The organism is Sulfurimonas sp. (assembly GCF_034005705.1).
Lineage (GTDB): Bacteria > Campylobacterota > Campylobacteria > Campylobacterales > Sulfurimonadaceae > Sulfurimonas.
Genome location: NZ_JAVEUF010000004.1, coordinates 1 through 5,419 on the forward strand (window position 1 = coordinate 1; position 5,419 = coordinate 5,419).

The window sequence follows — 5,419 nt, forward strand, 5'->3', positions numbered from 1 at the left end:
AGCCTCTCATCGCTGATAATACTGCACCTTTCAGGTGTGGAAACGTAGGTCGCTGCCTAGTTGGTCATTTCCTCTACAATATAAATAATCAAAACAAAAGCATGAAAACTTATTCAATAAATCCAATTTATTTAAATCAAATCTTTTAATCAGTTAGTAGCTGTTATACTTCTAAAATATTACTTACAAGACTCAGGATACAAGATGAAATATTTACTATCGTTGGCGGCGCTGCTGCTATTTCTTACAGGCTGTTCTACTACTACATATACAAAAAACATAGTTCATGGAGAGATTCAGGACAAAGAGATCGTTATTAGTGCAAGAGATGGCAGTTTTAAGCTTCAGGGAGAGTTTAGCGCTCCATTTCAAAGCAAAATCCACTATCACTCTTTAAATATCGGCGGTGAGAAGTTTATAAAAGGGTACAGGCGTGCTTTGGAGTTTGGTGCCAAGCATGTACTTGTAAAAGTCCCATCTGAGCAAAAGGAGCTATACGGAGTTTTGGCACTTGAGGATGCAGATGAGAGAGGTTTTGGCCCAGGCACGCTTTCATATAAGATAATTATTCCGCAGCCATATGTAAAGGCGGCAAATAACGGGAAGATCTCTGTCGTTTATGAGTACTACCGCATAAAAGATGATCCGCTTTTTGATAACAGCAATATAAAGAAGTATTCATGGATATTGTGGTTAAGTGATGAGGATATCTTCAAGTGAAGCTCTTTTTATCTGTATTAGCATCAATTGCATCGCTTAGCGCATACGAGCTTATTCATATTTCTAACTCCGTAGATCTGCAAAGTTTAGAAGAGCTTAGCAAAAAATATAAAAAAGATATAGTTATAAGCGATAGCCGTGCTTATCTGGTTCCAAGCGAATGTTTGCTTGAGAGATATTTCGGCGGACTTAGTCAAAACAGTGTGGAGCTTCCAAATAGTGAGCTTTACCATAGCTCTCATGCAGTCAATGAGAAGATATTTAACGCAAAAGATGCGCAAGAGATCGAAGAAGAGATCGCTAAACAAAAAATTAGTGATACCATAGAAGCAAAAGAGGCAAAAGAGTTCTTAAACGAGAGCAGCGGACGTCTCTACGGTGGGCTAAGCCAAGTGGTGCTCGATCTTGAAGAGCAAAAAAATATTGTAAAAGATGCACCAAAAGAGAGTATAGCGCAAAGAAATCCCGAGTGCAGAGTTTTGGACGACGGTTCCGGCTATGAGATAAAAGGTGCAAAAAATTTAAAACTCTACAGCGATCAAAAGATCGTAGATATAAAAGAGAGAGTTTTTTTCAAGTAAAATTACTCTCTTGCACCTATTTATGGTCTCTTGGGCGGTTTTCGCTCACGTGTAATATAATAAAATCATTACATATATGTTACACAACTACACGTTATGATAATTTTATCACGCTTTTTAAATAATCCCAAAAAGATAATCTATATAACATCAAACATATCAAAATATATAAAAAACTTATATAAAAGCTAAATTGTGCACTTTTTATAGTGTATATTGATTTTAGTTATATGTAAAGATTATATATCTTGCAAATTAAAGATAATTATTAAGCTTGGCTTATGTTTGTTTACTATTCGTTTAAGATACGGTTAAAAATTACTCTCCTATAATGCTTACATTCTAAAAAATTACTCGTAGGAGAGAAAATGAAAAGAACAATAAAACTTGCAGTGGTAGCTGCTTTGGCTTTAGGTGCAACATCTGCATTTGCGACAAATGGGTCATCACTTATCGGTATTGGAGCGAAAGCTCGCGGTATGGGTGGTACTCAAATTGGTGTTGGGCATGGTGCAGAGTCAGGAATCGCTAATCCAGCTTTAATTACTACTATCAAGGGTGACAATCAAGTATCATTTGGTGGTACTGTTTTTATGCCAAGTATTGAGGTTCAGGCTAGTACAACTGCAATTGGTGATCCAGCTGCATCTGAGCAAGAAAGTGATTCAGACTTTTTTGTCATACCTACAGTTTCTTTGGCTTCTAAGATTAATGATAACTTCTACTGGGGTATTGGTATGTGGGGTACAGGTGGTCTAGGTGTTGATTATAGAGATGTAACGCAAAGTACGTTTAGTATGGTAACTGCACTTCAAACTATGCAGTTTGGTGTTCCTTTAGCATATACTAATAGTGGATTTAGCGTTGGTGTTACACCGATAGTGCAATACTCTGCATTAGATATTCAGTATACGCAACCAGCTGCTTTTATTGCACCTGGTGATAATGGGGAGATTGGCACTGGTGTTGCTCAAGATGTAGCCGTAGGTGTAAATTTTGGTTTAGCGTATGAAACTGATGGCTTAACACTTGGTGCAGTTTATAAATCTGAAATAAAGTTTGATACAAAAGATGTAATGAATGCTGCATTGGATGGTTTTGGTGTTGGTCCTTCTAATCCAATGGGAATGGGTACTACAATTAACGAAATGGCTACTCCTGCGGAGTATGGTATAGGTGTGAGTTATACAACAGCTGGTCATACATTGGCACTTGATTACAAAAATATCAACTGGGAAGATGCTGAAGGTTATAAAGAGTTTGGTTGGGAAGACCAAGATGTGATCGCAATCGGTTATGAGTATGCAACTGACGGTTGGGCAGTACGTGCAGGTTACCAGTATGCAGAGTCAGCTGTGCAAGATAATAGCGGCAAAGGTTTAGCAATTGATAATGCGCATGCTGCAAATATGTTTGGAATGATGGGTTATGCAGGTCCTAGTTCTTTAACAAATACATTTAACTTACTAGGTTTTCCAGGAACTCAAGAAAGTCATATTACTTTAGGTGGTACTTATGCATTTAATGAGACTCTATCTATAGATTTGGCTGCTGTATATGGTTTAGAAAATAAAGAAACTTTTACAGGTTTTACTGGTGAAGATATTACTAGTACACACTCTGAGCAAAGTTATACAGTTCAACTTAACTACGCGTTCTAAGAACTCTCTCTACGTATTGTGTACCGCCTGTTTGGCGGTACGCTTTTTATGAAAAAACCAGCGAAAAAACTTCAGTAGATTTACAGAATTGTGTGTTATAATATCTTAAATTTACTTTGTGATAGTTTTATCACTTTTATCACAAAATAAACTCTACCAACAAAGGAAACATATGTTAAGAAGCATAATTATCGGGGTTTCAACACTCCTAGTTGCATCTATTTTCAGTGGTTGTACTATGATGAAGATGGGTACGACATTTATGGGCTTTAAGTCCGAGACTCAAGAGGCTTACGCTAAGATGATGGGCACTATCGGTGAGACGGGAGACCCTGCGCAGGCGATGATGCTTGAGTTTAAAGTTATCGATGATATAACTGAAGAAGAGGTCATAGAGTCTATTCAATCAGTAGCGCTTGAGTACAACATGATGGTTGTAGGCGAGAAAAATATGTTCAACCTAGAAGACGCAAAAGCTGACGAGGTAAAACACGCAAGAATCATCGAGCTTTGTTCACTAAGCGTTGCTAAGAAGATGTTCAACCACTCACGCTACTACGGCGGATTTATGCCTTGTAGAATCGTTCTTGTAGAGTATGGAAACGGTGACAGATACCTTATCACTATGGATATGACTTTGGCACTTTACGGCGGAACTGATAAGAAGCCGATCAATGACGATCTTTTTGAAGATATGTTAAGAGTAAAAGAGGCTATGGAGAAGATCCCTGAGAAAGCTGCAAAAGGCGATTTCTAAGCCTTGGCTTTGCCAGAAGCGGTGAAGGTTCTCTTCACTGCTTTAAACTATAAACTTTTAAATTAAAACCGCTTCTCTTTTTCCCTCTTTTATTTCACCGATAAGATAACCGTCCGTTTTAGCAAGCACGTTCTCGACATCTTCATCTTTTACGACCAAGATCATACCAACACCCATGTTAAATGCTCTAAACATCTCATCCATCTCTACATGCTGTGCAATAAGCTCAAAAATAGGGAGTACTTTAATGGAGTCTTTTTTTATCTCAGCTCTTAGGTTCTCTGGAAGAACGCGAGGAAGATTCTCAACAATGCCGCCGCCCGTGATATGGGCAAGTGCGACTACACTCTCTTTAATCTCTTTGAATGTTTTTACGTAGATGCGTGTAGGCTCTAAAAGAGTCTCTATAAGTGGCTTGCCCTCAAACTCGTATTCAAACTTCATGCCCATCTTTTCAAAGAGCACTTTGCGTGCTAAAGAGAAGCCGTTTGAGTGAAGCCCCGAACTTGGAAGTGCTATGAGCTTGTCTCCAGCTTTTACAAGTGATACTCTATCCATCTCGCTCTTTTCTGCCACACCTACTGCAAATCCTGCAAGGTCATAATCATCTTGTGAGTACATTCCGGGCATCTCTGCGGTCTCTCCGCCGATAAGCGCACATTCGCTTCTTCTGCACCCTTCTGCAATGCCTGCTACAACATTGGTCGCAGCAGCAACGTCAAGCTTTCCGGTAGCGTAGTAGTCTAGGAAAAAAGATGGCGTACCGAAGTTGCATATTAGGTCATTTACACACATAGCAACAAGATCAATACCTACCGTATTGTGTATGCCTGAGTCAATTGCGAGCTTTAGCTTGGTTCCGACACCGTCTGTTGCAGCAAGCATAACAGGCTCTTTGAAGCCCTTTGGAAGCTCAAATGCTCCCGCAAAAGAGCCTATACCGCCGATAACACCAGGTATCTGTGTAGATTTTACTAAAGGTTTGATGTTCTCAACAAAACTATTGCCGGCGTCTATGTCGACACCTGCGTCTTTGTAGCTTATTTGGCTCATTTATGGCTCCGATATTAAAAGTATGAAATTATACCTAATGAGAGTTAAAGTGAGAGTTAATTAAGGTTTCATTTATGGGTGTAAAAGTTTTGAGAGTTCTTGCAAAACCCAAAAGACGCTCACTGAGGCTTCGCAAAGCTGCAGAATCGTTCGCTTACTTTTTTGTTTTGCAAGAAATAAGTTAGAGGTAGCTTTTAAGTTACTATTTTACCGAGCATTTCTTAGAGATGATGCATAGCGGGCAGAAGTTCGCAATACCAGCCGCAAGAGGTAAAACACCTAGATAGAACCAAGCATTGCCCGTAATAAAGCCTGTTACAATAAGTGCTGTACCTGCTACTATTCTGATGACTCTACAGTTTTTTCTAATTTTGTCGTAATTCATTTTGATTCCATAATGTAAAATGTAAGGTTTATAACTTAAATTGATTTAAATTATTACGCGATTATATCTAAAAATAAAAAATATTAGATAGACAGAGCCAAAGAAGTTCTCTTTGGCTTACGCATCAAACATATCTGAGTAGAGAGCATCTGCCCAGTCGTAGATGGACTCTGCATTCACTGCTCCATCTTTTTTCCAATCTTCGCTGCTTATGGTATTTGCAAAACTAAAGACTATGTTCTTGTCGTAAGCATACTCAGTA

Annotated in this window: 6 protein-coding genes; 4 read left to right on the forward strand and 2 right to left on the reverse strand. The window is 38.7% G+C overall.

The features are described from left to right. Positions 1–204: 204 nt before the first annotated feature. The 4 genes from RBR61_RS03660 (at position 205) to RBR61_RS03675 (ending at position 3,719) form a co-directional block, all read left to right on the forward strand. Entirely contained in the window at positions 205–720 is a 516-nt protein-coding gene (locus RBR61_RS03660) for a hypothetical protein (RefSeq protein ID WP_320342164.1), read from the forward strand. Further along, positions 717–1,301: a hypothetical protein gene (locus tag RBR61_RS03665; RefSeq protein ID WP_320342165.1), complete on the forward strand. Its 585-nt coding sequence runs from the start codon at positions 717–719 to the stop codon at positions 1,299–1,301. Before RBR61_RS03660 ends, RBR61_RS03665 begins: the two co-directional genes overlap by 4 nt. Before the next feature lie 368 nt (positions 1,302–1,669). Continuing rightward, positions 1,670–2,962 (forward strand): outer membrane protein transport protein, encoded by a 1,293-nt coding sequence (locus RBR61_RS03670; protein WP_320342166.1) that lies wholly within the window; start codon positions 1,670–1,672, stop codon positions 2,960–2,962. A gap of 172 nt (positions 2,963–3,134) precedes the next feature. Continuing rightward, positions 3,135–3,719 carry a DUF302 domain-containing protein gene (locus tag RBR61_RS03675; protein ID WP_320342167.1) on the forward strand — a complete coding sequence of 195 codons (585 nt, stop codon included), beginning with the start codon at positions 3,135–3,137 and terminating at the stop codon, positions 3,717–3,719. A 57-nt stretch (positions 3,720–3,776) separates the two neighbouring features. Here RBR61_RS03675 and purM read toward each other — a convergent pair whose 3' ends face one another. Together purM and RBR61_RS03685 are read right to left on the reverse strand one after the other, a co-directional pair. After that, positions 3,777–4,772 (reverse strand): phosphoribosylformylglycinamidine cyclo-ligase, encoded by a 996-nt coding sequence (purM, locus tag RBR61_RS03680; protein ID WP_320342169.1) that lies wholly within the window; start codon positions 4,770–4,772, stop codon positions 3,777–3,779. A 202-nt stretch (positions 4,773–4,974) separates the two neighbouring features. After that, positions 4,975–5,157, reverse strand: coding sequence for a DUF2892 domain-containing protein (locus tag RBR61_RS03685; protein WP_320342170.1), 183 nt, complete (start codon positions 5,155–5,157; stop codon positions 4,975–4,977). Between the last annotated feature and the right edge of the window lie 262 nt (positions 5,158–5,419).